Origin of the sequence: Amycolatopsis sp. cmx-8-4 (genome assembly GCF_046548675.1) — a bacterium.
GTDB lineage: Bacteria > Actinomycetota > Actinomycetes > Mycobacteriales > Pseudonocardiaceae > Amycolatopsis.
The window spans coordinates 446,816-470,015 of sequence record NZ_JAEBDZ010000006.1 but is presented as its reverse complement, the minus strand read 5'-3'; the positions used below and the strand labels follow the sequence as shown (position 1 = coordinate 470,015).

The 23,200-nt window shown below is 71.2% G+C and carries 23 protein-coding genes and 1 tRNA gene; 11 read left to right on the top strand and 13 right to left on the bottom strand.

The features are described 5' to 3' along the window. Positions 1-79: 79 nt before the first annotated feature. Positions 80-430 (bottom strand): MerR family transcriptional regulator, encoded by a 351-nt coding sequence (locus tag ACLJQZ_RS16165; RefSeq protein ID WP_410620783.1) that lies wholly within the window; start codon positions 428-430, stop codon positions 80-82. Positions 431-482: 52 nt separating this feature from the next. On the opposite strand from ACLJQZ_RS16165, the gene ACLJQZ_RS16160 reads away from it, so the two are divergent. The 5 genes from ACLJQZ_RS16160 to ACLJQZ_RS16140 are packed head-to-tail and all read left to right on the top strand — an operon-like array spanning position 483 to position 4,976. Then, positions 483-1,253 carry an alpha/beta fold hydrolase gene (locus ACLJQZ_RS16160; RefSeq protein ID WP_410620782.1) on the top strand — a complete coding sequence of 257 codons (771 nt, stop codon included), beginning with the start codon at positions 483-485 and terminating at the stop codon, positions 1,251-1,253. Continuing rightward, positions 1,250-2,038 carry an LLM class flavin-dependent oxidoreductase gene (locus ACLJQZ_RS16155; protein WP_410620781.1) on the top strand — a complete coding sequence of 263 codons (789 nt, stop codon included), beginning with the start codon at positions 1,250-1,252 and terminating at the stop codon, positions 2,036-2,038. Before ACLJQZ_RS16160 ends, ACLJQZ_RS16155 begins: the two co-directional genes overlap by 4 nt. 32 nt (positions 2,039-2,070) lie before the next feature. Further along, positions 2,071-3,063, top strand: coding sequence for a glycosyltransferase family 2 protein (locus ACLJQZ_RS16150; RefSeq protein WP_410620780.1), 993 nt, complete (start codon positions 2,071-2,073; stop codon positions 3,061-3,063). Further along, positions 3,060-3,491, top strand: a complete 432-nt coding sequence (locus ACLJQZ_RS16145) for a GtrA family protein (RefSeq protein WP_410620779.1) — start codon at positions 3,060-3,062, stop codon at positions 3,489-3,491. The genes ACLJQZ_RS16150 and ACLJQZ_RS16145 overlap by 4 nt, the downstream gene beginning before the upstream one ends. A gap of 18 nt (positions 3,492-3,509) precedes the next feature. After that, positions 3,510-4,976, top strand: coding sequence for a hypothetical protein (locus tag ACLJQZ_RS16140; RefSeq protein ID WP_410620778.1), 1,467 nt, complete (start codon positions 3,510-3,512; stop codon positions 4,974-4,976). A gap of 144 nt (positions 4,977-5,120) precedes the next feature. Here the strand turns inward: ACLJQZ_RS16140 and prfA are convergent, their stop codons facing one another. The 8 genes from prfA to argS form a co-directional block, all read right to left on the bottom strand. Further along, positions 5,121-6,191 (bottom strand): peptide chain release factor 1, encoded by a 1,071-nt coding sequence (gene prfA, locus ACLJQZ_RS16135; protein WP_410620777.1) that lies wholly within the window; start codon positions 6,189-6,191, stop codon positions 5,121-5,123. Positions 6,192-6,270: 79 nt separating this feature from the next. Further along, complete coding sequence (rpmE, locus tag ACLJQZ_RS16130; RefSeq protein ID WP_328449499.1) at positions 6,271-6,501, bottom strand: 50S ribosomal protein L31; 231 nt, start codon at positions 6,499-6,501, stop codon at positions 6,271-6,273. A gap of 205 nt (positions 6,502-6,706) precedes the next feature. Continuing rightward, complete coding sequence (rho, locus tag ACLJQZ_RS16125) at positions 6,707-8,758, bottom strand: transcription termination factor Rho (RefSeq protein WP_410620776.1); 2,052 nt, start codon at positions 8,756-8,758, stop codon at positions 6,707-6,709. 410 nt (positions 8,759-9,168) lie between these two features. Next, positions 9,169-10,056 carry a homoserine kinase gene (thrB, locus tag ACLJQZ_RS16120; RefSeq protein ID WP_410620775.1) on the bottom strand — a complete coding sequence of 296 codons (888 nt, stop codon included), beginning with the start codon at positions 10,054-10,056 and terminating at the stop codon, positions 9,169-9,171. Next, positions 10,053-11,114: a threonine synthase gene (gene thrC / locus ACLJQZ_RS16115; protein ID WP_410620774.1), complete on the bottom strand. Its 1,062-nt coding sequence runs from the start codon at positions 11,112-11,114 to the stop codon at positions 10,053-10,055. Before thrC ends, thrB begins: the two co-directional genes overlap by 4 nt. Continuing rightward, the gene (locus ACLJQZ_RS16110; RefSeq protein ID WP_410620773.1) at positions 11,111-12,421 is read right to left on the bottom strand and encodes a homoserine dehydrogenase; all 1,311 of its coding nucleotides are present in this window, start codon (positions 12,419-12,421) and stop codon (positions 11,111-11,113) included. Before ACLJQZ_RS16110 ends, thrC begins: the two co-directional genes overlap by 4 nt. 6 nt (positions 12,422-12,427) lie before the next feature. Next, a complete protein-coding gene (gene lysA / locus ACLJQZ_RS16105; protein ID WP_410620772.1) occupies positions 12,428-13,858 on the bottom strand; it encodes a diaminopimelate decarboxylase in 1,431 nt (476 codons plus the stop codon). A gap of 3 nt (positions 13,859-13,861) precedes the next feature. Further along, positions 13,862-15,526, bottom strand: a complete 1,665-nt coding sequence (gene argS, locus ACLJQZ_RS16100; protein WP_326944155.1) for an arginine--tRNA ligase — start codon at positions 15,524-15,526, stop codon at positions 13,862-13,864. 195 nt (positions 15,527-15,721) lie between these two features. Here argS and ACLJQZ_RS16095 point away from each other — a divergent pair, with 195 nt between their 5' ends. Next, entirely contained in the window at positions 15,722-16,537 is an 816-nt protein-coding gene (locus tag ACLJQZ_RS16095; protein ID WP_247057162.1) for a DUF3105 domain-containing protein, read from the top strand. Further along, positions 16,534-17,256, top strand: coding sequence for a DUF305 domain-containing protein (locus ACLJQZ_RS16090; RefSeq protein ID WP_410620771.1), 723 nt, complete (start codon positions 16,534-16,536; stop codon positions 17,254-17,256). The genes ACLJQZ_RS16095 and ACLJQZ_RS16090 overlap by 4 nt, the downstream gene beginning before the upstream one ends. A 91-nt stretch (positions 17,257-17,347) precedes the next feature. Here the strand turns inward: ACLJQZ_RS16090 and ACLJQZ_RS16085 are convergent, their stop codons facing one another. Both ACLJQZ_RS16085 and ACLJQZ_RS16080 read right to left on the bottom strand, forming a co-directional pair. Then, complete coding sequence (locus tag ACLJQZ_RS16085) at positions 17,348-18,268, bottom strand: cation diffusion facilitator family transporter (RefSeq protein ID WP_410620770.1); 921 nt, start codon at positions 18,266-18,268, stop codon at positions 17,348-17,350. 177 nt (positions 18,269-18,445) lie between these two features. Further along, positions 18,446-19,546, bottom strand: coding sequence for an epoxide hydrolase family protein (locus tag ACLJQZ_RS16080; protein ID WP_410620769.1), 1,101 nt, complete (start codon positions 19,544-19,546; stop codon positions 18,446-18,448). Positions 19,547-19,694: 148 nt separating this feature from the next. Between ACLJQZ_RS16080 and ACLJQZ_RS16075 the strand changes: the two genes are divergently transcribed. Next, positions 19,695-19,767: transfer RNA gene (locus ACLJQZ_RS16075), tRNA-Arg, on the top strand. Positions 19,768-19,823: 56 nt separating this feature from the next. On the opposite strand, the gene ACLJQZ_RS16070 is transcribed toward ACLJQZ_RS16075, so the two are convergent. Then, the gene (locus ACLJQZ_RS16070; protein ID WP_410620768.1) at positions 19,824-20,699 is read right to left on the bottom strand and encodes an AraC family transcriptional regulator; all 876 of its coding nucleotides are present in this window, start codon (positions 20,697-20,699) and stop codon (positions 19,824-19,826) included. Positions 20,700-20,786: 87 nt separating this feature from the next. On the opposite strand from ACLJQZ_RS16070, the gene ACLJQZ_RS16065 reads away from it, so the two are divergent. The 3 genes from ACLJQZ_RS16065 to ACLJQZ_RS16055 all read left to right on the top strand — a co-directional run bounded on the left by ACLJQZ_RS16065 (position 20,787) and on the right by ACLJQZ_RS16055 (position 22,512). Next, positions 20,787-21,707, top strand: coding sequence for an MBL fold metallo-hydrolase (locus ACLJQZ_RS16065; RefSeq protein ID WP_410620767.1), 921 nt, complete (start codon positions 20,787-20,789; stop codon positions 21,705-21,707). Continuing rightward, on the top strand, positions 21,695-22,168 hold the full coding sequence (locus ACLJQZ_RS16060) for a GNAT family N-acetyltransferase (protein ID WP_410620766.1): 474 nt from the start codon (positions 21,695-21,697) through the stop codon (positions 22,166-22,168). Before ACLJQZ_RS16065 ends, ACLJQZ_RS16060 begins: the two co-directional genes overlap by 13 nt. Positions 22,169-22,236: 68 nt before the next feature. Beyond that, positions 22,237-22,512 (top strand): YggT family protein, encoded by a 276-nt coding sequence (locus ACLJQZ_RS16055; RefSeq protein ID WP_410620765.1) that lies wholly within the window; start codon positions 22,237-22,239, stop codon positions 22,510-22,512. Here the strand turns inward: ACLJQZ_RS16055 and ACLJQZ_RS16050 are convergent. Then, positions 22,492-23,157: a TetR/AcrR family transcriptional regulator gene (locus ACLJQZ_RS16050; protein WP_410620764.1), complete on the bottom strand. Its 666-nt coding sequence runs from the start codon at positions 23,155-23,157 to the stop codon at positions 22,492-22,494. The genes ACLJQZ_RS16055 and ACLJQZ_RS16050 overlap by 21 nt on opposite strands. Positions 23,158-23,200: the final 43 nt, after the last annotated feature.

Here is a 23,200-nt window from a genome sequence, read left to right as displayed (position 1 = left end):
TCAAGCCTGGCACACCAGGCGGAACTCCCCCGTCAGGACACGCGCCGGTCCCACGCCGTGCAGCGTATCGAGCGAGCGGTCACGCGCCCCCTTCGGTCAGGTACCCGGCCAAGGTGCTGCGACGGCGCTGGAGCGTCCCGATCCGGTCGTCCATCGCCGTCAGCTCGCGGTGCAGCAGCTGCGCCAGCTCCGGGCAGAGGTCGAGGTGGGCGTCCTCGCCGCTCGCGCACAGCAGCGCCGACGCGATCACCCCGGTGGTCAGCCCGGCCCCGAGGAGCCGGCGGATCTGCCGGACCCGGACGACGGCGTCCTCGCCGTAGCACCGGTAGCCGTTGCGGTCGCGCGACGCCACCAGCAGGCCCTGTTCCCCGTAGTAGCGCAGCAGGCGCGTGCTGACGCCCGTCCGTTCCGCGAGCTCGCCGATCCGCATGTGTCCCCCGGACTTGACCTTCACACTGATGTGAAGACCTAACGTCGCCAGCATGACCGAACATTTCCACCACGTCGTCCGCGGCGCCGGCCCGGGCCTGCTGCTCGCCCACGGCGGGGGCGGCAGCGTCGAAGGCAACTTCGGCGCCATCCTCGACGATCTCGCGCGGACGCGCACCGTCGTCGGCCCGGACTACCCCGGCTCGGGCGCGACGCCCCGCAGCGCGACCCCGCTGGACCTGGACGAGCTCGCCGACGAGCTGGTCGCGATCGCCGCCGGCGCCGGTCTGGAGCGGTTCGCGATCCTCGGCTACTCCCTCGGCACGGCCGTCGCGGTCCGCGCCACCACCCGGCACCCCGACCGCGTCACCGGGTTGGTCCTGACCAGCGGGTTCGCCCGGCTCGACAACCGGATCCGGCTCGCCGTCGACGTCTGGGCCGCGCTGCTGCACGACGACCCGAAGCTGCTCGCGAAGTTCCTCACGCTGGTCGCGAGCGGCCGCGACCACCTCGAAGCCCTGACGCCCGAGCAGCTCGAAACGGCCGTCGACCAGCTCGCCGCGTTCGTCCCCGACGGCAGCCCCGAGCACGTCGCCCTGGTCGCGAAGGTCGACACCCGGGCCGAGCTGGCCGGGATCGCCGTGCCCGCGCTCGTCGTCGCCACCACCCTCGACGGACTCGCCTCGCCCGAGCTGTCGCGGGAACTCGCGGACGGCATTCCCGGTGCCGAACTCGTCGAGATCGAAGCCGGGCACAACATCGGTGCCGAAGCCCGCGACGAGTGGCTCGCCGCGATCGAAAAGTTCCTCGGGAGGCTGTCGTGAACCTCGAAGTCGTACTGCCGAACGAACACCCGGACCTGCCGCCCGGCCGGCCCGCCGAGCTGGCGCGGCTCGCCGAGGACCTCGGCTACCGCACCGCGTGGCTGCCCGACCACCTGATCCCGCCCGGCGCGTTCGGCGACGTCTTCGGCGGGGTCTACGAGCCCCTCGTCACGCTCGCCCACATCGCCGCGCTGACGACCCGGATCCGGCTCGGGACGTCGGTGCTGATCGTGCCGCTGCGGGAGCCGTTCGCGCTGGCCAAGCAGGTCGCGACCCTCGATGCGCTGTCCGGGCACCGGTTCGGCCTCGGCGTCGGCACAGGCTGGAACGAGCCCGAGTTCGCCGAGGTCGGGGCGGACTTCGCCGGTCGCGGGAAGCGGACCGACACCACCCTCGACCTGCTCGCGGAGCTGTTCCGCACCGGCCGCGGCCCCGGCGGCGGGTACTTCGAGCCGCGGCCGGCGGGACCGGTGCCGATCACCGTCGGCGGCAACTCCACGATCGCGCTGCGCCGCGCGGCCCGCGTCGGTTCGGCGTGGCAGAGCGCCGGGCTGTCCCCCGCCGAGTTCGGCGAGCGGGCCGGGAAGCTCGGGGAGCTGGCCGCCGGCCGCGACGTGCGGGCGACCGCCCGGATGGAGTGGGACGGGACCGATCTCGGCGCCGCCGTCGCCCGGTTCCGGGCGTATATCCTGGCCGGGGCGGACGCGGTGGCCGTCCACTTCGGCCCGGCCGAGGCGTTCGACCGGCGGATGACCGCGTTCGCCGAGGCCGTCGCCGGTCTTTAGGATGCCCGAGACGCCGAACCCCGGGAGCGCCAGTGCCGACAGAGCCGACCACGCGCCGCCGGGTCGCGTTCATCTTCCCGATCTACAACGAGGAAGGGAACATCGAGCTGCTGCAGCGCACGGTCGACGAGGTCACCGCGCCGCTGGCCGGGAAGTACGACTTCAGCTTCATCTACGTCGACGACGGCAGCAAGGACGGCTCACTGGCCGCGCTCACCGGGCTGAGCGCCCGCGACGGCCGGATCACGGTCATCGAGCTGTCCCGCAACTTCGGCCACCAGATGGCCGTCACCGCCGGGCTCGACCTGGTCGACGCGGACGCCGCGATCATCATGGACAGCGACCTGCAGGACCCGCCGCGGGTGGCGCTGGAGCTCATCGAGCAGTGGGAAGAGGGCTTCGACGTCGTCTACGCGCAGCGACGGTCGCGCCAGGACTCGCCGTTCAAGCGGCTCACCGCGAGCGCGTTCTACTGGTTCCTCGGCAAGATGGCCGCCGTCGACATCCCGAAGAACACCGGCGACTTCCGGCTGGTCGACCGCAAGGTCGTCGACGAGCTGCGCAAGTACCGCGAGCGCGACCGGTTCCTGCGCGGCCTGGTCAGCTACATCGGGTTCAAGCAGACGGCGGTGCTGTTCGACCGCGACAAGCGCCACGCCGGCGCCACCGGCTACCCGCTGACGAAGATGATGCGGTTCGCCGCCGACGGCATCGTCGGGTTCTCGACCACACCGCTGCGGATGATCACGCGGATGGGGTACCTGTTCTCGCTGCTGAGCTTCCTCGGCGTGCTCTACGTCATCGGCGTCAAGCTGTTCGCGCCGGAGACCGCGGTGCCCGGCTGGGCGTTCATCACCATCGCGATGTTCTTCCTCGGCGGCATCCAGATCATCATGCTGGGCGTGCTCGGCAGCTACATCGGCCGGACGTACTCGCAGGTGCAGAACCGGCCGCTGTACAGCGTCGCGTCGGTGCGGACGGGTGCGAACGAGGCCGCCGAGGACAGCCGGAGCACCGTCCGATGAGGCTCGTCACCGCCACGCAGGTGCGCTTCGGCATCGTCGGGATCGGCAACACGCTGGTCGACGTCCTCGGGTACGCGCTGCTGGCCACGCTCGGCGTGCCGACGTTCGTCGCGAACTTCATCTCCACGACGATCGGCATGCTGCTGTCGTTCACGCTGAACCGGAACTTCACGTTCCGGGCGAAGGACGGCGACGTCCGCCGCCAGGCCGTGCTGTTCTTCGTGGTCACCGCGTTCGGGCTCTGGGTGGTGCAGTTCCTCGTCATCACCCTGGTGAACCACCTGTTCCCGGGGATCAACCTGCTGGTGCCCAAGGGCGCCGCGATCGTCGTCGGGCTGTTCTGGAACTACCTGCTCTACCACTACGTCGTCTTCCGCCACCGGCCGGCGACGCCGGTACCCGGTGCGGCACCCGCCGACTCAGCGTGATCTCGTACGCTGACCTGCGTGCGATCCCGTGAACTGCGCTTCGGCCTGGGCGTCTTCGTCCTTTCCCTGGGCGTGCTGCTGCTCCGGTTCCTCGTCCCCCGGCCGGTCGGGATGGCCGACAACGGCGACGGCTGGCGCCTGCTGTGCGACCTCGGCGGCCGGCACCCGGAGATCAAGCCCGAGTTCTACGTGCACTTCGGCTACGGGCCGGGTTCGGCGTGCAAGAGCGACTACATCTCGAGCCAGGCGTGGCTCGACTGGTCAGCGAGCAAGCTCGGCAAGGTGCTCGGCTCGTCGGCGGAGCTGAACCTGCTGGTGCTCGGCGCGATCACGTGCGTGCTGGTCGCCGTGGGCGTCGCGGCCACCGTGCTCGGGCTCGACCTGAGCCGCCGCAACCGCGTCATCGCCGCCGTCCTGCTGCTGCTCGTGATGGCCGACTCGGCGTTCTTCGGCTATTTCGCCTCGGTGCTCAGCGAAGGCGCCGGGTTCGTCGGGATGTTGCTGACCGCGGGCGGGCTGCTGCTGATGCACCGCACGGGCGCGTGGCGCTACTGGGGCGCGGCGCTGACCGTGGTGGGCGCGCTGATCGGGATCAACGCGAAGTCGCAGACGCTGCTGCTGATCCCGCTGTTCGTGATCGCGCTGGCGCTGGTCCGGCCGCTCGGCGCGAAGGGCCGCGCGCGGTGGCTGGTGCCGCTGGGCGTGCTGGTGATCGTCGGCGCCGGGACGGCGATGGTGCAGTCGAAGGGCGACCCGGCGAACGCCGAGTACCGCGAAGCCAACATGTTCCACGTGGTGTTCGACAGCATCGTGGACGGCAAGCACGACACCGACGCCGACCTGACCGCGCTGGGGCTCCCGCCGGACGCGAAGAAGTTCATCGGCAAGGGCTGGTGGGAAGCGAGCCCCTGGACGGACCCGGGCTACAACACCTACCGCGACAAGATCAGCCGCCGCAACGTCGTGCAGTACTACGCGTCCCACCCGACCCGCACGCTGCAGGTCCTCCAGCAGGGCGCGGTCGACACGCTCACGGCCCGCCCGCCGCGGCTGGGCAGTTTCGCCGAGTCGGCCGGCTTCCCGCAGATGACCCAGGAGTACCGGGTGCCAGTGCTGTCGGGCCTGGCCGCGCTGGCCGCACCGCTGGGCCTGTTCGTGCTGGTCCCGTTCTGGCTGCTGATCGGCTGGGCGGGCATCCGCGCGTTCCGTCGAAAGGCGCGCGAGTACGGGACCGTGGTGTTCTTCCTGCTGCTGTTCGCGATCGGCCAATTCGGCCTGTCGGCGCTCGGCGAGGGCGTCGAAGGCGTGAAGCACCAGCTGCTGACGCTGTTCCCGACGTTCCTGGCCATGGTGTTCGCGGTGCTGAGCCTGCTGCCGCGGCCGTCCCGGGCTGTGCCGGAAGACGCCGCGGAAGAGCCGGAGTCCGAGGCCATGACCGAGGTCTTCGACGCCTTCCGGGAGCCGGAGAAGCCCGCCGTCCGCTGACGCGATGCCGTGTCGACCCCGCAATCACGCGAGTCGACCCGGCAATCACGCGTTTCGGCGTTCCGTGCACACCCGGCCCGTGATCAAAGGGTCAGCTCGCGTGATCAGCGGGTCGACACGCGTGCTTGGAGCGACGACACGGCCTCAGCCGGACTGCGAGGCCAGGCGCTCTTCGCGGTCCGCGGTCGCCAGGGCGTCCAGGACGCCGTCCAGCTCGCCGTCCAGGACCTGGTCCAGGTTGTACGACTTGTAGTTCACCCGGTGGTCCGAGATGCGGTTCTCCGGGAAGTTGTACGTCCGGATGCGCTCCGAGCGGTCGACCGTGCGGACCTGGGAGCGGCGGGCGTCGGACGCCTTGGCCGCGGCCTCCTCCTCGGCGACCGCCTGGAGGCGGGCCTGCAGGACCTGCAGCGCGCGGGCGCGGTTCTGGATCTGCGACTTCTCGTTCTGGCACGATACGACGATGCCGGTCGGCAGGTGGGTGATCCGCACCGCCGAGTCGGTCGTGTTGACGCTCTGGCCGCCCGGGCCGGACGAGCGGAAGACGTCGATGCGCAGGTCGTTCGGGTCGATCTCGACCTCGACCTCTTCGGGCTCCGGGTAGATCAGCACCCCGGACGCCGACGTGTGGATCCGGCCCTGCGACTCGGTCGCCGGCACGCGCTGGACGCGGTGCACGCCGCCCTCGAACTTCAGGCGCGACCAGACGCCGTCGACGACCGCCGACTTCGTCTTGATCGAGAGCGTGACGTCCTTGAAGCCACCCAGGTCGGAGTCGACCGAGTCGAGCACCTCGGCCTTCCAGCCGTGCCGCTCGGCGTAGCGCAGGTACATCCGCAGCAGGTCGCCGGCGAACAGCGCCGACTCCTCGCCGCCTTCGCCGGACTTGATCTCCATCACGACGTCGGAGCCGTCGTACGGGTCGCGCGGCAGCAGCAGCTCGGTGAGCTTCGACTCCAGCTCGGGGATCCCCGCGGCCAGCTCTTCGGCCTCCGCTGCGAAGCCGGAGTCCTCCGCGGCCAGTTCACGCGCGGCACCGAGGTCTTCACGGGCGGTGTCGAGCTGGTGGACGGCGCGCACCACGGGCGTCAGCTCGGCGTAGCGGCGGCCGAGCTTGCGGGCGCGCGCCTGGTCGGCGTGCACCGCCGGGTCCGCGAGCTGGGTCTCCAGCTCCGCGTGTTCGGCGAGCAGCCCCTTGAGCGAGCTCGAATCCACCTCTGCCACCTCTCAGGCCCGGTTTTCAGACAAAGAAACGGCGCCCACCCGAACGTGCGGGTGGGCGCCGTCGACCAAGCTACTTGGCTTCGGCGTCCTTCTTCTGACGCTTGCCGTAGCGAGCCTCGAAGCGCGCGACGCGGCCACCGGTGTCCATGATCTTCTGCTTGCCCGTGTAGAACGGGTGGCAGTTGGAGCAGATCTCGACGTGGATGCTGCCGCTGGTCTTCGTGCTACGCGTGGTGAAGGTGTTACCGCAGTCGCAGTCGACGTTCGTGACCACGTACTCGGGGTGAATGCCGCTCTTCATGGTGTCCTCTCTCGTTGGCTCCGGGTCCCCAGTCTTCGAGCGGGGTGAACCGGCGCCGGACTTCAGCGGGTGATTCTGCCAGACGCGCTGACAATGACTTGAACAGACCCCGTTGACCTGGTATTCCCGGCCGGGAAAGCCGTGAAGGCCCCCTTCCCGGCCATAAGAGCCGGTAAGGGGGCCTTCACGGACTTGCGACCGGAACTCAGTCGTCCTCGTTGCCGCCGAGGGCGGTCTTCGAGACCTGCATGAGGAACTCGGTGTTCGTCTTCGTCTTGCGCAGCCGGGAGATCAGCAGGTCGATGGCCTGCTGCGAGTCGAGCGCGTGCAGCACCCGGCTCAGCTTCACGGTCACGGCCAGCTCGTCCGGGTTGAGCAGCAGCTCGTCCTTGCGGGTACCGGACGGGTTGACGTCGACGGCCGGGAACACGCGGCGCTCGGCGATCTTGCGGTCGAGCTTGAGCTCCGCGTTACCGGTGCCCTTGAACTCTTCGAAGATGACCGTGTCCATCGTCGACCCGGTCTCCACCATCGCCGTAGCGAAGATGGTCAGCGAGCCGCCGTTCTCGATGTTGCGCGCCGCGCCGAGGAACCGCTTCGGCGGGTAGAGCGCGGTCGAGTCGACACCACCGGACAGGATCCGGCCGGACGCCGGGGCCGCCAGGTTGTACGCACGGCCGAGACGCGTGATCGAGTCGAGCAGCACGACGACGTCGTGGCCCATCTCGACCAGGCGCTTGGCCCGCTCGATGGACAGCTCCGCGACCGAGGTGTGGTCCGCCGGCGGCCGGTCGAAGGTGGAGGAGATGACCTCGCCCTTCACCGAGCGCTGCATGTCCGTGACCTCTTCCGGACGCTCGTCCACGAGGACGACCATCAGGTGGCACTCGGGGTTGTTCGTCGAGATCGCGTTCGCGATGTCCTGCATGATCGTGGTCTTACCGGCCTTCGGCGGCGACACGATCAGGGCGCGCTGTCCCTTGCCGACCGGCATGATCAGGTCGATCACGCGGGTCGTGAGCTTGTGCGACTCGGTCTCGAGGCGCAGCCGCTCGTTCGGGTACAGCGGGGTCAGCTTGGTGAAGTCGGGGCGGCGCTTGGCCTCGTCCGGCTCCAGCCCGTTGATCGAGTCGACGCGCACCAGCGGGTTGAACTTCTGCCGCTGCTGCTCGCCGTCCCGCGGCTGACGCACGACGCCGGTGATGGCGTCACCACGGCGCAGGCCGTACTTGCGGACCAGCGAAAGCGAGACGTACACGTCGTTCGGGCCGGCGAGGTAGCCCGACGTCCGGACGAACGCGTAGTTGTCGAGCACGTCCAGGATGCCCGCGACGGGCAGCAGGACGTCGTCCTCGCGGATCTCGGTGTCCGGCGAACCGCCGACCTCACGCTGGCCACCGCCGGTGCCCCGGCGACGACGGTCGCGGAAGCGACGGCCGCGACGGCCGCCTTCCTCGTCGTCGTCCTGCTGCTGGGCGCGGTTGTCACGGTCGCGGTCGCGGTTGTTGTCCTGCCCGCGGCTGCCACCGTCCTGCTGGTTGCGCTGACGGTTGCCGTCCTGGCCCTGCCGGTTGTCGTTCCGGTTGCCCTGACGCTGGTCGCGCTGCTGACGGTCACCGCTCTGCTGACGGTCACCGCCCTGCTGACGCTCGCCGCTGCCCTGACGCTCGCCACCCTGCTGGCGGTCGCCGCCGGTCTGGCGGTCACCACCCTGCTGGCGGTCGTTCTGGCGGTCGGCGCCGTTCTGGCTCTCGGGCGCACCGGCGGCGCGGTTGGAACCGCGGCGACGCCGGCTGCGGCCGCCCTCCTCGGGCGCGCCGTCCTGGCCCTGCTGGCCGTCCTGCTTGTCCTGCTGCGGGCGCTCGGCCTGCGGCTGGGTGTCCACGACGGGCGCAGCCGGCGCCTCGACGGACGCCTCCGGGACCACGGCCTTCTTCGGCTCCGGCTTGGTCGCCGGGGCCGCGGCCTTGGCCTCGCTCTTCGGGGCCGCCTTGGGCGGTTCGCCGACGCCTTCCAGAGGCAGGGTCTCGTTCGCCGCACGCTTACGAGACTTGCCCTGACGCTCACGGATCGCGGCGATCAGGTCGCCCTTGCGCATACCCGTCGTCTCGCCGACGCCGAGCTCCCCAGCCAGCGAACGCAGTTCGGCCACAGTCTTGCCGGTCAACCCGCCGACCGTCTTCTTGGGAGCGGGGGCCGTGCCGTTCGACTCTGCGGCGCCGTTACCCACGTCGCTCAAAAGATCGGTGTTGCTCACACATGTCCTTCCTGACCGATCCACGCCTCCAGGCGGATCAGCGGACTGCCGCTCGCTTCTGATCGCGAACCGGCGTAACTGCCCCCCGATACGGGAGATGAGCTCTTCGGCCGTGCGAAACACAGCTGGAGCGCCTCCACCACAGGGGTTTGCGTCCTCCATTCGGAGGATGCGGAATCCGACACCGCCGAGACCGGAAACCCGCCTGCGTCCCTCCGCGTTACCCCGCTTGCCAGGCGGTGCGGATCTGGCGGATCGACGAAGGATGCGATCCGGGAAACTCCCCTGGACCGGCATCGGGTGCGGAAACGCACGGTGATCGAACGCCCCCGAGGGTAGACCGCACCGGTGCCGGGTGCAACAACCACCCCCCGCGTGGCGGCCCCCACCGCAGGCACGTGACCCAGCCTTTACTGAGCCGCAACCTGCACACCCGCGAGATCCGCGGGCAGCTCGTAGACGTCGAAACCCGCAACACCGGCCCCTGGCGGCAATATTCCCGTCGTGGTCAGCGCGAGCACCGTCGGGCCCGCGCCGGAGATCGCCGCGGCCACGCCTTGTGCACGGAGCGTGTCCACCAGCGCGGTGCTCGCCGGGTAAGCGGGCGCGCGGTAGAGCTGGTGCAGGCGGTCTTCGGTGGCCGCCAGCAGCAGCTCCGGTTTCGCCGTGAGCGCGTGCACGGCGAGAGCGGCGCGGCCGGCGTTGTGCGCGGCGTCGCGGTGCGGCACCGTCGCCGGCAGCAGGCCGCGGGTGGTCGCGGTGGCCGAGCGGACCGCCGGGACCGCGACGACCGGCCGGATCGCGGCGTGCGGGGTCAGCCGCTCGGCGTGGAACTCCGTGCCCTCGCACCAGGCCAGCACGAGCCCGCCGAGCAGGCTCGCGGCCGCGTTGTCGGCGTGGCCTTCGAAGCCCGCGGCCAGCTGCAGCGCGTCGAATTCGTCGATTTCCCGGCCCGCCAGCGCGTACCCGGCGGCGACGCCGGAGACCACCGCGGCCGCCGACGAGCCGAGCCCGCGCGCGTGCGGGATCGCGTTGTAGCAGCGCAGGTGCAGGCCGGGCGGGTCGACGCCGAGGTGCGCGCAGGTCCGCCGGATCGCCCGCACCACGAGGTGGGACTCGTCGGTGGGCACGTCGGCGACGCCGCCCGCGCCCGCGTCGATCACCTCGACCTTGAGGCCTTCGTCGGTGACCTGTACCTCGACGACGTCGTAGAGCGCGAGCGCCATCCCGAACGCGTCGAAGCCCGGCCCGAGGTTCGCCGTCGACGCCGGGACCGTGACGCGGAAGGCGCCGCTCACCGCAGGTCCAGGGCCGCCGCGACCGCCGAGGGGTCCACGGCCAGCGGCTCGACCTCGACGTTGCCCGCCAGCGCCGTCTGCGGGTCCTTCAGGCCGTGGCCGGTGACGGTGCAGACGACCGTGGCGCCCTTCGGCAGCCGGCCGTCGGCGGCCGTCGCGAGCAGGCCGGCCACGCTGGTGGCCGACGCCGGCTCGACGAACACGCCTTCACGCCCGGCGAGCAGCCGGTACGCCTCGAGGATCTTCTCGTCGGTGACGGCTTCGAAGAGCCCGTGGGACTCGTTCTTCGCCTTGACCGCGGCGGTCCACGACGCCGGGCTGCCGATCCGGATCGCGGTGGCGATCGTGTCCGGGTCGCGCACCGGTTCGCCCAGCACCAGCGGGGCCGCGCCGGCCGCCTGGAAGCCGAACATCCGCGGGGTGTTCTTCACCACACCGTCGGCCGCGTACTCCGAATAGCCCGCCCAGTAGGCGGTGATGTTGCCCGCGTTGCCGACCGGCAGGCAGTGGATGTCCGGCGCCCGGCCGAGCGCGTCGCAGACCTCGAACGCGGCGGTCTTCTGGCCGGCGATGCGCACCGGGTTGACCGAGTTGACGAGGGTGACCGGGTAGTCGGCCGCGGTCTTGCGGGCCAGCTCGAGGCAGTCGTCGAAGTTGCCGTCGACCTGCAGGATCCGCGCGCCGTGCAGCACGGCCTGGGCGAGCTTGCCCATCGCGATCTTGCCTTGGGGCACCAGCACGGCGCAGGTGAGCCCGGCGCGGACGGCGTAGGCGGCGGCCGAGGCCGAGGTGTTGCCGGTCGACGCGCAGATCACCGCCTTGAGCCCGCTGGCGAGCGCGTGCGTGATGGCCACGGTCATGCCGCGGTCCTTGAAGGAGCCGGTCGGGTTGACGCCCTCGACCTTGAGGTGGACGTCGCAGCCGGTCAGCTCGGACAGGTAGCGGGCGGGCAGCAGCGGGGTGTTGCCTTCCCCGAGCGTGATCACCCGCGCGCCGTCGGGGACCGGGACGCGGTCCCGATAGGCCTCGATGATGCCGGGCCAGGCCTGGATACTCATGCGTCTTCGCCTTCCACCCGCATCACACTGACAACATGGTGGACGACGTCGAGCCGCCCGATCTCGTCCACAGTGGACCGCAGGGCCGCGTCGGGGGCCTGGTGCGTGACGACGACCAGGCTCGCCCGGTCGGCGACGTGGAGCTGGCGGACCGCCGCGATGCTCACGCCGTGGGCGGCGAACGCCTGCGCCACCTGGGCGAGCACGCCGGCGCGGTCGGCCACGGAAAGGCTTACGTGGTACCGGGTCGGGGTCTGGCCCATCGGCCGCACCGGCAGCGCCGCGTGCGCCGACTCGCGCGGGCCGCGACCGCCGGCCACCTGGTTGCGGGCCACCGCGACCAGGTCGCCGAGCACCGCGCTCGCCGTCGGCGCACCGCCCGCGCCCTGGCCGTAGAACATCAGCTCGCCGGCGGCGTCGGCCTCGACGTAGACGGCGTTGAACGCGCCGCTCACACCGGCCAGCTGGTGGCTGCGCGGGATCATCACCGGGTGCACGCGGGCGGACACCGACTCGACGCCGTCGTCGTCGGTCACCCGCTCGCAGATGGCGAGGAGCTTGACCGTGCGGCCGAGCACGCGCGCCGCGCCGAGGTCGGCCGCGGTGACGTCGGCGATGCCCTCGCGGTGCACGTCCGAGGCCGTCACCCGGGTGTGGAAGGCGAGCGAGGCGAGGATCGCGGCCTTGGACGCGGCGTCGTAGCCGTCGACGTCGGCGGTCGGGTCGGCCTCGGCGTACCCGAGCCGGCTGGCCTCGTCGAGCGTCTCGGCGTAGCCGGCGCCGGTCGAGTCCATCGCGGACAGGATGTAGTTCGTGGTGCCGTTGACGATGCCCATCACGCGGGTGATCCGGTCACCCGCCAGGGACTCGCGCAGCGGTCGCAGCAGCGGGATCGCCCCGGCCACGGCGGCCTCGAAGTAGAGGCCGACGCCGGCGGCGTCGGCCGCTTCGAACAGGTCGGCGGAGTGCTCGGCGAGCAGCGCCTTGTTCGCGGTGACCACGGACTTCCCGGCCTTCAGCGCGGCCAGCAGCCAGCTGCGCACCGGCTCGATCCCGCCGACGAGCTCGACCACGACGTCGACGTCGTCGGAGGTCACGAGCTTCTCGACGTCGGCGGTCAGCAGCTCCGGGGGCAGCTCGGGGTGCTTGTCCGGGCGGCGGACGGCGATGCCGGCCAGCTCGACCGGCGCGCCCGCCCGGGCAGCCAGCTCGCCGGCCTGCTCGGTGAGCAACCGGGCGACCTCGCCGCCCACGGTCCCGCAGCCGAGCAGGGCGACCCTGATCGCTCGAGGTTCAGCAGCAGACACGGTTTCTCAGACCTCCAGGCGCAGCATGTCGTCGGTCGTCTCACGCCGCAGCAGCAGCCGGGCGCCGCCGTTGCGCACGGCGACCACGGCCGGGCGCGGCTGCCGGTTGTACGTGCTCGCCATCGAGTAGCAGTAGGCACCGGTCGCCGCGACGGCCACCAGGTCGCCCGGAGCCAGCGTGTCGGGCAGCCAGCAGTCTCGTACGACGATGTCGCCGGACTCACAGTGTTTTCCCACGACCCGGGACAGCACGGCGTGCACCGGCTCATCGTTGTCGCTCGCGGAGCGGGAAACCAGCCGGACGTCGTACACCGCGTCGTAGAGCGCGGTGCGGATGTTGTCGCTCATCCCGCCGTCGACGCTCACGTACCGGCGCACGGCGTTGTCGCCGAGCGCGACGTCCTTGATGGTGCCGACCTCGTAGAGCGTGATCGTGCCCGGCCCGGCGATCGCGCGGCCCGGCTCGCCGGCGATGCGCGGCACCGGCAGCCCGGCGTAGGCGCACTCCTTGCGGACGATCTCGCGGATCTGCGTGATCATCTGCGCCGGCGGCGGCGGGTTGTCCTTGTCGGTGTAGGCGATGCCGAAACCGCCACCGAGGTCGACCAGGTTCAGCTGGTCGAGCAGCTCGGGGCCGTGTTCCTTGGCCAGGTCGGCGAGCAGCCCGACGACGCGGCGGGCGGCGACCTCGAAGCCGTCGGCGTCGAAGATCTGCGAGCCGATGTGGCTGTGCAGGCCGGTCAGCTTCAGCGACGGCGCGTTGAGCACCCGCCGCACCGCCTCCGCGGCGTCCCCGGCGGCCAGCGAGAAGCCGAACTTCTGGTCCTCGTGGGCCGTCGCGATGAACTCGTGGGTGTGCGCCTCGACGCCGACGGTCACCCGGATCAGCACCGGCTGCACGACGTCGTGGCGCGCGGCGGTGTCGGCCAGCCGGGCGATCTCGTAGTAGGAGTCGAGCACGATCGTGCCGACGCCCGCGACGACCGCGGCTTCGAGCTCCGCCGGCGACTTGTTGTTGCCGTGGAAGGTGATCCGCTCGGCCGGGAAGCTCGCGCGCTGCGCCACGGCGAGCTCGCCGCCGCTGCAGACGTCCAGGCTCAGCCCCTGCTCGGCCACCCAGCGGGCGATCTCGATGGAGAGGAACGCCTTGGACGCGTAGTGCACGAGCGACGGGTCGTCGAACGCCTCGGCGTAGTCCGCGCAGCGGGACTTGAAGTCGGCCTCGTCGACGACGAACAGCGGCGTGCCGTGCTGCTCGGCCAGCTCGCGCACGTCGACGCCAGCGATCCGCACGACGCCGTCCGCGCCGCGGAAGGTGTTGCGGGGCCAGACCTTCGGGTAGAGCCGGTCGAGCTCGTCGCCGCTCGCGGGCGGGAACCCGGAGGAGTCGGCGTGGGGGTAGACGTCGGCGTGCCGTGGGCCCGCGGGGTGCGCCATCGATTACATCCGTTCCGGAGCAGAGACACCGAGCAGGGCGAGGCCGTTGGCCAGGACCTGGCGGGCCGCTTCGCACAGCGCGAGCCGCGCGTGGGTCAGCGGGGTCACCTCTTCGTCGCCCTGGGGCAGCACGCGGCCCACGGTGTAGAACTTGTGGTAAGCGCCCGCGAGTTCTTCGAGGTAGCGCGCGATCCGGTGCGGCTCCCGCATGTCGGCGGCCCGACGCACCATTTCCGGGAACTCGCCGATGGTGCGGATCAGGTCGCCCTCGGCGGGCAGCGTGAGCAGTCCGAAGTCGACGTCCGAAAAGGACTCGGCGGACTTGATGCCCAGGTCGGCAGCATTGCGCTGCAGGGATGCCAGCCGCGCGTGGGCGTACTGGACGTAGTAGACCGGGTTGTCGTTGGAGTGCTTGCGCAGCAGGTCCAGGTCGACGTCCAAAGTGGAGTCGACGGAGTAGCGGATCAGCTCGTAGCGGGCCGGGTCGACGCCGACCGCCTCGACCAGGTCCTCCATCGTGATCACGGTACCGGCGCGCTTGGACATCCGCACCGGCTTGCCGTCGCTGACCAGGTTCACCATCTGGCCGATCAGCACCTCGACCGTGGCCGGGTCGTCGCCGAACGCCGCCGCGGCCGCCTTGAGCCGGGCGATGTAGCCGTGGTGGTCCGCGCCGAGCATGTAGATGCAGAGGTCGAAGCCGCGGTTGCGCTTGTCCTTGAAGTAGGCCAGGTCGCCGGCGATGTAGGCCGGGTTGCCGTCCTGCTTGATGACGACGCGGTCCTTGTCGTCGCCGTACTCGGACGACTTGAGCCACCAGGCGCCGTCCGCGAAGTAGAGGTTCCCGGAGTCCTTCAGCTGCTGGACGGCGGCGTCGACCGCGCCCGACTCGTGCAGCGAGTTCTCGTGGAAGTAGACGTCGAAGTCGGTGCCGAACTCGTGCAGGCTGTCCTTGATCTCGGTGAACATCAGCCCGATGCCGATGCGGCGGAACGTCTCGTGCCGCTCCTGCTCCGGCAGCGACAGCGCGCTCGGCTCGGCCTTGATGACCTCGGCGGCGATGTCGTTGATGTAGCCGCCCGCGTAGCCGTCTTCCGGCGCGGGCTCGCCCTTCGCGGCGGCGATCAGGGACCGGACGAACCGGTCGATCTGCGCACCGGCGTCGTTGAAGTAGTACTCGCGGGTGACCTCGCCGCCTTGCGCGCCGAGCACGCGGCCCAGCGCGTCGCCGACCGCGGCCCAGCGGGTGCCGCCCAGGTGGATCGGACCGGTCGGGTTGGCCGAGACGAACTCGAGGTTGATCTTGGTGCCGGCCAGCGCGTCCCCGCGGCCGAAGGCGGCGCCGGCCTCGATGACCTGGCGCACGATGTCGCCCTGCGCGGCGGCGGCCAGGCGGAAGTTGAGGAAGCCAGGGCCCGCCACCTCGGCCGAAGCGACCCCGTCGGCCGCCGCGACCGCCGCGGCCAGCGCCTCGGCGAACTCGCGCGGCTTCAGGCCGGCCTTCTTCGCCACCTGCAGGGCCAGGTTCGTCGCGTAGTCGCCGTGGTCGGGGTTGCGCGGGCGTTCGATGGTCACCTGCTCCGGCAGCACGGTGTCGTCGATGCCGCGTGCGGTCAGTACCTGCACGGCGGAGCTGCGGACCAGGTCGGCGAGAGCGGCGGGAGTCACTCGTCGAATTCTAGGTGTGCCCAGGTCGGGCGCTCGCAGCGGTCTCGGCCACGTCACGGGGGGCATCCACGTGAGGTGTTAACGGTGATCAGACGTGTGGTCTCTACACTGGCCCGGGCGGGAATCCGTCCGCAGCCAGCAGAGGAGAACGCGGGAGCCATGGCGAACCGGACAACTGGGAAAAAGGGGTCGGCCGTGAAGGCGGCCCGCGGTTCCGTGGTCAGCAAGAAGGGCACGCCGTGGGGCACGATCATCGCGGTCGTGGCCATCGTCGCCCTCGCCGCCGCCGTGATCACCTACTACATGGTGGCGTCCGCGCCGAAGCGTGACCAGGCGAGCCGCGAAGAGGCCGCCGCCGCGTTCGCGCCGACCGCGTCCGACCCGGATCCCTCGAAGCGCATCCCCGGCGTCATCACCGCGACCTACACCGGCAGTGTCCACGTCCTGCCGACCGAGCGCGTCGCCTACGACAAGACCCCGCCGTTCGGCGGCCCGCACGACCAGACGTGGGCCACCTGCACCGGCATCGTCTACCCGAACGCCGTCCGCACCGAGAACATGGTGCACGCGCTGGAGCACGGCTCGGTCTGGATCGCCTACAACCCGCAGCAGATCTCGGGTGACGCGCTGAACCTGCTGAGCGTGCGCGCCAAGGACAAGCCGTTCACGATGCTGTCGCCCTACCCCGGTCTCGACAAGCCGATCTCGCTGCAGTCCTGGGGCCACCAGCTGAAGCTGGACAGCGCCGACGACCCGCGGATCGACGAGTTCATCGCGGCCCTGCGCTCCAACCCGAACGGCGTCTACCCCGAGGTCGGCGCGTCCTGCGACGCGGTGCCCGGCTCGTTCGACCCGGACAACCCGCCGCCGTTCGACCCGTCGAAGCCGGGCCCGGACGCGAAGCCGATGGACTACAAGGGCAGCACCGCCGCGCAGGGTGAGCAGGGCGCCCCCGGCGGCGTGCCGACCGCCCCCGCGTCCGCCCCGGCCTCGGGCGCGCCGTCCCAGTGAGTTCCGGAGCCGACCTCGACGACCTCGAAACCGATGAGGTCGTCGAGCAGCCGACGTGGTCGCGCTGGGTGATCATCGGCGGGACGCTGCTGGCGGTCCTGCTGATCGGCGGCGTCGCGGGGATGTTCCTCACCCGCGCCGTCGACGACCCGGCGGCCACGGCCACCCCGGCCCGCGACTCCGTCGAGGTCGGCTTCGCGCAGGACATGTCGACGCACCACCTGCAGGCGGTCACGATGTCGGGCATCGCCCGCGACCGCACGACCGACCCGGAGATCAAGCAGCTCGCGTTCGACATCGAACGCACGCAGCTCGAGCAGGTCGGCCGCATGAAGGGCTGGCTCATGCTGTGGGACCAGCCGGAGCAGGCGATCGGCTCGCCGATGAAGTGGATGACGGAACCGATGTCCGGCCACGACGGCATGTCGATGGCCCCGTCGTCGCTGTCGCCCTCGGGCGGCGCGTTGATGCCGGGCATGGCGACCGACACGGAGCTGACGAAGCTGCGCTCGCTGTCGGGCCGCCCGTTCGACGTCTACTTCCTGCAGCTGATGCTCCGCCACCACCAGGGCGGCACGTCGATGGCGCAGTACGCGTCGGAGCACTCGAACCTGCCGGCGCTGAAGGCCCTGGTGAACAGCATCCTCACATCCCAGGGCGCGGAGATGGACCAGATGAAGCTGATGCTCGCGGGCCGAGGCGCCCAGCCGCTGCCCTGACCGCCGTTTCGAGGTCCGTGAAGGCCTCCTTACCGGCTCTTATGGCCGGTAAGGAGGCCTTCACGGCTTTCGGGGCTTGGGGCGGCGCGAGCTACCAGGAGAGTTCCTGGCAGCGGCGCGCGCAGTGCGGCGCCTCCACCTGCAGGGTCGCGTGCTCGATCGCGTAGCGCGTCGAAAGCAGGTTCTGGGCCTCGGTCAGCACGTCCGATTGCTGCGCCGGCGGGGCGAGCGTCAGGTGCGCCGAAGCCACCTCCATGCCCGAGGTCAGGGTCCAGACGTGCAGGTCGTGCACGTCCGCGACGCCCGGGAGGGCCGACAGCTCCGCGCTGATCGCGCCGACGTCGACGCCCTGCGGGGCGTGCTGGAAGAGGATGCGCAACGCGCGGCGGGCCAGGGTCCACGTGCGGGGCAGCACGAACAGGCCGATCGCGACGCCGATGATCGGGTCCGCGTAGCGCCAGCCGGTGAGCAGCGTCAGCGCGCCGCTGATCAGCACGCCGACCGAGCCGATCAGGTCGGCCAGCACCTCGAGGTACGCACCGCGGACGTTGAGACTCTCCTTCGCCCCCGAGCGCAGCACCGCGAACGACACGATGTTCGCCACCAGGCCGGCCGTCGCGGCCAGCAGCACCGGCAGGCCGGCCACCGCGGGCGGGTCGCTGATCCGGCCGACGGCCTCGACGAGGACGTACCCCGCGACGCCGAACAGCAGGATCGCGTTGCCCAGCGCCGCCAGCACCTCCGCGCGGTAGAGGCCGAACGTGCGGCTGACGGTGGGGCCGGAGCGGCGGGCCAGGATGATCGCGGTCAGGGCCATGCCGACCCCGAGGACGTCGGTGAACATGTGCGCCGCGTCCGAGATCAGCGCCAGCGAGCCGGTCGCGAAGCCCACGACGAACTCCAGCACCATGAACCCGGCGCCGATGCATAGGGCGATCGTCAGGCTCCGGACGTACCGGCCCGACGCGCTCGCCGGCGCGGCCGCTTGGCCGTGCCCGTGTCCGTGCCCCATTTCGCCTCCGTTCCCGGTTCACCGTCGACGCTCAACATATAGTCGGATGCGCATATGTGCAACAGAGGGGAGCCTAAGTTCACCCATCCGAAAAGTACCCCGCACGCGCGCGCCGACCAATCCACCAGGAGGGGTTTCCCGCCTGGCGGACCGATTACGCTTCGGCGCTTCTTCCGGCTAGCGCACCAGCCGGAAGAAGCCGCGGACCTGCTGGACGAACAGCTCGGCCTGCTCGAGCGCGGCGAAGTGACCGCCGGCGGGCAGCGTCTCGAACCACCGCAGGTCGGCGTAACGCTGCTCCGCCTGCCGCCTCGAAGGCCGCACGATCTCCTTGGGGAACACCGAAACCCCGGCGGGCACGGTGATCAGGGACAGGTCGCGGTCGTCGTTCTCCCAGTACATCCGCGCCGACGAGGCGGCCGTCGCGGTGAACCAGTAGACCGAGATCGCGTCGAGGAGCTTTTCGCGGGCGACGGCGTCCTCGGGGTGTCCCTTGTGGTCGGTCCAGGCCCAGAACTTCTCGGCGATCCAGGCGGCCTGCCCGGCGGGCGAGTCGGTCAGGCCGTACCCGAGTGTCTGCGGCCGGGTGCTCTGCTGCGCGGCGTAGCCGCTGCCGGTCCGCCGGAACTCCGCCAGGTCGGCGCGGGCCTGACGCTCCTGCTCCGTCGGGTCGTCCTGGTCCAGCCGCACCGACGCGAAGGTGACGTGCACCCCGGCGACGCGCCCGAACCGCGCCAGCGCGTTGGTGACGGCGGCACCCCAGTCGCCGCCCTGGGCGCCGTAGCGCTCGTAGCCGAGCGACGTCATCAGCGCGTCCCACAGCTCGGCGACCCGCGGGATCTCGAGCGCGGGCTTGTCACTCCACCCGAACCCGGGCAGCGACGGCGCGACGACGTGGAAGGCGTCGGCCGGATCCCCGCCGTGCGCCCGCGGATCGGTCAACGGCCCGAGCACGTCGAGGAACTCGGTGACGGACCCGGGCCAGCCGTGCGTGAGCACGAGCGGCAGCGCGTCCGGTTCGGGCGACCGGACGTGCAGGAAGTGCACGCCGACGCCGTCGACGGTGGCCCGGAACTGCGGGAAGGCGTTGAGCCGGCCGGCGAAGCCGAAGTCGTACTCCTCGCCCCAGAACCGGCAGAGCTCCCGCACGTAGTCGAGCGGCGCCCCCTGCGACCAGTCGTCGACGGTCTCGGCCTCGGGCCACCGGGTCCGCCGCAACCGCTCCCGCAGGTCGGCGACGTCGGCCTCATCGAGCGGTACCCGGAACGGCTCAACCACGACAGCTCCTTCAGGTGGGCCTCCCACGCTATCGAGACGCCCACGAATGGATCAACTTCAGCCCCCTGACCAGCGAACACGTTTTGCGGCGCCCTGCCCGCGCGGGTCACGGGGGATGCGCTAAGCTTCTGACGTCGCCCAGCGATGGGCCCTCGTAGCTCAGGGGATAGAGCACTGCCCTCCGGAGGCAGGTGTCGCAGGTTCGAATCCTGCCGAGGGCACCCAGGTCCATTGCGCAAAACCGGCCCCTACCAGCGAACACGCGGTAGGGGCCGATTCATGCGGCCCCCAACCGGTACTTTCCCGGCGCCACACCGAATTCGCGCTTGAACGCGTGCGAAAACGCGAACGGCGAGCCGTAGCCCACCTTGGCCGCCAGTGCGGGCAGCGGCAGGTCCGTGTCCTGCAGGAGGCTCGCCGCCGTGGTCATGCGCCACCACGTCAGGTACGCCATCGGGGGCCAGCCCGTCAACGCCGTGAAGCGGCGGGCCAGCGTCGCGCGGGACAGGCCGACCCGGGCCGCGAGGTCCTCGATGCGCCACGGGGCCGCGGGATTCTCGTGCAACGCCGCCAGCGCTGCGGCGATTTCGCGGTCGCGCAAGGCTTCCGGCCAGCCCGGGTGCTCGGTCGAAGCCAGCCAGGCCCGGACCAGGTACACCAGCAACAGGTCCAGCAGGCCGGTCACCACCGTGTCCCGGCCGGGGTGAGACGCCGCAACCTCGCCCCCCAGCAGGTCGATCGCCGCCCGTAGCTCCGGGTGGCGGCCGATCCGCGCGGGGAGGTGGACGACCTCCGGGAGGCCCGCGAGCACCGGGTGCTGCCGCGCGCGGTCCAGGCGGTACTTGCCGCACAGGAACTCCGTGCGGCCGTCCGGCTCGGGCACCGCCGTCTCGAACGGCACCGCGCCGGCGGCGTCCGGGGCGGACGACAGCGTGTGGGCGCTGCCGTGCGGGACCAGGACCACGTCGCCGGCGCCCAGGGGTACCGGCTCGCCGGCGGACGGGACCAGCCAGCCGCTCCCCCGCAGCAGCACGTGGAACCCCGCGCCCTCGTACGGCGCGAAGCGGTAGCACCACGTCGAGCCGGCGCGCAGGCGGTTCGACGTCGGCTGCCCGATCCGCATCGCGGCGATCGCGTCGCTCAGGAGGTCCACGAGCCCATCGTAGCCGTGAGACGATCGCGCATTCAGACGAGCATTTCGGCCATGGAAACACTCACGCTGGCGTCCTAGCGTGGAGAAATGCAGATCGGTGACGTCGAAGTGCTCAAGGTCGTCGAATGGCAGGGCGAGATCGCCCCGGTGCGGACCATCGTGCCGGACAGCCCAGCCGGACTCCGGCGGGACAACGCATCCTGGCTCGCCCCCGACCACTGGAACCCGGAGACCGACGGCTACCACGCCGCCGTCCAGACGTGGGTGCTGCGCAGCGAGGGCCAGGTCGTGCTCGTCGACACCGGCGTCGGCGACGACCGGCAGCGGCCGCAGATCCCGTTGTTCGACCACTTGAAGACCGGCTTCCTGGACCGCCTCGCCGAGGCCGGGGTGCGGGCCGACGACGTCGACGTCGTCGTCAACACCCACATCCACTACGACCACGTCGGCTGGAACACCAAGCTGTGCAACGACGAGTGGGTGCCGGCCTTCCCCAACGCGACCTACCTGATCCCCCGCGCCGACCAGACGTACTTCGACCCGCGCAACGCCCACCGGCGCCCGGCGCCGCGCACCGAGCAGGAGCAGTTGCGCCGCGAAGGCAGCCTTCTCGTCTACGCCGACAGCGTCGGCCCCGTGCTCGGCCGGGCCGTGCTGTGGGAGACGAGCCACCGCATCGACGGCAACCTCACGCTCGAGCCGGCGCCCGGCCACACGCCCGGCTCGTCGCTCGTGCGCTTGGCGTCCGGTCCGGACCGCGCCGTGTTCGTCGGCGACCTGCTGCACAGCCCGGTGCAGCTCCTCGATCCCCGCCACAGCAGCTGCTTCTGCGAGGACCCGCGCCAGGCCGCCACCACTCGCCGGAGCGTGCTCGAACGCGCGGCCGACAACCGGGAACTCGTTGTGCCGGCCCACTTCGCGGGCCCTGGTGCGGCCGAGATCCGCCGGGACGGCAGCCACTTCGCGATCCACCGGTGGGCGGATACGGTCGCGGAGTGCCGGAACTGATCACGCCCGCCGCGGACCGCCGCACCGCCTGGCTGGACGCGCACGCCGAGTGGGGCCCCGGCCTCCACGAGGACGGCTTCGGGCTGCTCCCCGCCGACGAGATCGGGACGCCGGCCGGGTTCACGGCCTGGCTGACGCGGCTGGCGACCGACGAGTCCACCGAGTACTGGTGGATCGTCGACGGCGAGCGCGTGCTCGGCGGGATCGCTTTGCGCCGCAGAGACGCGGGCGCCGGGCACATCGGCTACGGCGTCCGGCCGTCCGCGCGCCGGCGTGGGCTCGCGGGCTGGGCCCTGGCCCGCGTGCTCGACGAGGCGCGCGCCCGCGGGATGCCCGAGGTGGTCCTCGTCTGCGAGCCGGGCAACGTCGCCTCGGCGAAGACCATCGAGCGGCACGGCGGCGTCCGCGAAGACGGGTCCTGGCGGTACCGCGTCACCCTGGTTCCTGTCGAAAAGCTGTGAAACCGGACAGACCTGGCACTCTCCGCCACGCCCACGCGTTCATCGGGTAGCAAGACGGAGGAGGACCGATGGGTGCGTTGGGGACGTTGCTGGGGTTCGCGCTGACCCTGTACATGCTCGTGCTGATCGCGCGGATGGTGCTGGACTGGGTCGCCGTGGTGGGCACCAGCCCGCCGTGGACCCGGCGGGCCCGCGGGCTGGCCTACGCGGCGACCGAGCCCGTGATCGGGCCGGTGCGCCGCGTCGTGCGGCCGGTGCGGCTCGGCGGGATCTCACTCGATCTGGCCTTCACGCTGGTGTTCGTCGCCGTGCTGGTGCTGCGGTCAATCGCCTTCAGCCTGTAGCGTGCCGCGGAAGCTCGCGGACAGCCGGTCGACGCCGCGCTCCAGCTCGGTGCGGACGCCGCGCAGGTCGATGCCGTCCGGGTCGATCAGGGCCTGCATCGAGATCCCGCGCAGCTGGGCGAGCAGCGCGGACGCGTACGCGTCGGCGTCCCGGACGCCCGTGATGCTCCCGTCCGCGACGCCGCTGGCGACGGTCTGGGCGATGGCGAAGCGGAACCGCCGGTCGGCCTCGGTGAGGGCGGCGCGCATGGCCGAGCTCTCCGCGGACGCGTCACCCCAGAGGGCCAGGAACGCGTGGTTGAGCGTCGGCATCGTCGTGATGAGCTCGAAGATGATGTCCAGCAGCGCCCGCAGCATGTCCATCGGCGTCGCGGTGGCGGACCCGGTCCGGGCCGCCACCGCTTCGCTGTAGGCGTCGGTGAACTCCTCGACGGCGTACTCGACCAGCTTGCCGCCGAGGCCGTCCTTGTCGCCGAAGTGCTGGTAGATCACGGACTTCGCGTACCCCGAGCGCGCGCAGACACTGCCGAGCTTCATCCGGCCGAAGCCGTCCTCGGCGATGAGGTGCGCGGCGGCGTCCAGAATGCGAGCCTCGACGGCCTCGTCGGCGTCTTCCTGGATCCGGCCTGCGGCGGAACGGTCCACCGCGCCATGCTAGCCACTGAAACTCCGACATCACCGGCCAACT

Coding starts and splice junctions, on each gene's coding strand:
- ACLJQZ_RS16055 (WP_410620765.1), top strand. CDS start 22,237: ATGGGTGCGTTGGGGACGTTGCTGGGGTTCGCGCTGACCCTGTACATG.
- ACLJQZ_RS16145 (WP_410620779.1), top strand. CDS start 3,060: ATGAGGCTCGTCACCGCCACGCAGGTGCGCTTCGGCATCGTCGGGATC.
- ACLJQZ_RS16160 (WP_410620782.1), top strand. CDS start 483: ATGACCGAACATTTCCACCACGTCGTCCGCGGCGCCGGCCCGGGCCTG.
- rpmE (WP_328449499.1), bottom strand. CDS start 6,501: ATGAAGAGCGGCATTCACCCCGAGTACGTGGTCACGAACGTCGACTGC.
- ACLJQZ_RS16065 (WP_410620767.1), top strand. CDS start 20,787: ATGCAGATCGGTGACGTCGAAGTGCTCAAGGTCGTCGAATGGCAGGGC.
- ACLJQZ_RS16085 (WP_410620770.1), bottom strand. CDS start 18,268: ATGGGGCACGGACACGGGCACGGCCAAGCGGCCGCGCCGGCGAGCGCG.
- ACLJQZ_RS16165 (WP_410620783.1), bottom strand. CDS start 430: ATGCGGATCGGCGAGCTCGCGGAACGGACGGGCGTCAGCACGCGCCTG.
- lysA (WP_410620772.1), bottom strand. CDS start 13,858: ATGGCGCACCCCGCGGGCCCACGGCACGCCGACGTCTACCCCCACGCC.
- thrC (WP_410620774.1), bottom strand. CDS start 11,114: ATGAGTATCCAGGCCTGGCCCGGCATCATCGAGGCCTATCGGGACCGC.